This is a genomic window from Streptomyces phytophilus (assembly GCF_013870535.1).
GTDB classification, from domain to species: domain Bacteria; phylum Actinomycetota; class Actinomycetes; order Streptomycetales; family Streptomycetaceae; genus Streptomyces; species Streptomyces phytophilus.
On the sequence record NZ_JACBXC010001568.1, the window covers coordinates 1 to 1,224 of the forward strand.

At 70.5% G+C, this 1,224-nt stretch carries 2 protein-coding genes; both read left to right on the forward strand.

The genetic code is table 11. From position 1 onward, the window contains the following. The coding region (locus H5J30_RS34280; RefSeq protein WP_181791716.1) for an aldo/keto reductase at positions 1–215 on the forward strand (215 nt) is incomplete at its 5' end. A gap of 258 nt (positions 216–473) precedes the next feature. Then, complete coding sequence (locus H5J30_RS34285; RefSeq protein WP_181791717.1) at positions 474–1,037, forward strand: Uma2 family endonuclease; 564 nt, start codon at positions 474–476, stop codon at positions 1,035–1,037. Positions 1,038–1,224 lie beyond the last annotated feature (187 nt).

Below are 1,224 nucleotides of genomic sequence, written 5' to 3' on the forward strand. Positions count from 1 at the left end.
TGGTCGCCGAGCACGGCGAGGATCCGGCGGAGGTGGCCCTCGCGTGGCTGCTGACGCGCCCGGGCGTCACGGGCCCGATCGTGGGCCCGCGCACGATGGAGCAGCTCACGTCGGCACTGCCGGCGCTGGACCTGACGCTGTCGGACGAGCTGCTGGCGTCGCTCGACGAGATCTTCCCGGGCCCGGGGCCGTCGCCGGAGGCGTTCGCGTGGTGAGCGTCCGGTAGGCGGCGGGCCGGGGCGCCTCAGCCGCCGAAGGCGGCGGCGATGGCGACGACGGCGAAGATCAGCACGAGCGTGGCACTGACGACGCGGATGCGGGTCTTGGCGTTCACGCGTACGAGCTTACGGGCCCGCAGCCCCTCGGGGGGCGGCGGGCCCGGGGCAGTGGTGGCGGGCCGTGACGACTCACCGTGAGTATCGTTGTACTGCGCGGCTGCCTGCGATCAAGCAGCAGCGGGGAGGAGCGCCACGATGGCCGTCGTCGACACCGACGAGCTCACTCTCGACACGTTGTTCGAGCTGGTGGAGCGGATGCCTGTCCCCGCGGGATATAAGGTCGAGATCGTCGAGGGGGCCGTCTACATGTCGCCGCAACGGCAGAAGCACTGGTTGGTCATTGCGGACCTCTACGATCAGCTTCGCGCTCGGTATCCCCGGACGCGCACCGCTTCCTATGTCCGTATCGACTTCCCCGGGCACCTCAACGGCTTCGCCTCCGACATCGCCACGATGGCAGAAGGCGCCGAACCCGGCGCTGATGACCGTTGGCGCCCCCAGGACGTCGAGTTCGTGGGCGAGGTGATCTCCAAGGGCACTGCCGCCAACGACTACGGTCCGAAGAAGGCCGCCTACGCCGCGGCCGGCGTGCCGGTCTACCTGATCGTCGACCCGTACACCGGCAAGTGCCACGTCCACACGCTGCCCAAGGACGGCGAGTACCACGTCGGGACGACCCTCGACTTCGGCGTGGACATCGACCTCACCGACCCCCCCGTCGGGCTCAAGCTGACGACCGGCGAGTTCCCCCGCGACTGAACGTCCGGCTAGGCCCCGCGCTCGCCCAGGGGCCAGGTGGCCAGGGGCTCGTAGTGCGGCTGGGCGCCGGGTTGGTTCGGGGGTGGGGGGTGGCTGCGGAGCAGGGTGAGGGTGGTGATGTCGCGCTGCGGGGTGGTGAAGTCGCGTAGGGCGTACGTGAACGGGGTCAGGTCCGTGCCGCCGCCGT

What these genes read in the sequence shown, in the direction of transcription:
- H5J30_RS34285 (WP_181791717.1), top strand. Translation starts at nt 474, where the DNA reads ATGGCCGTCGTCGACACCGACGAGCTCACTCTCGACACGTTGTTCGAG.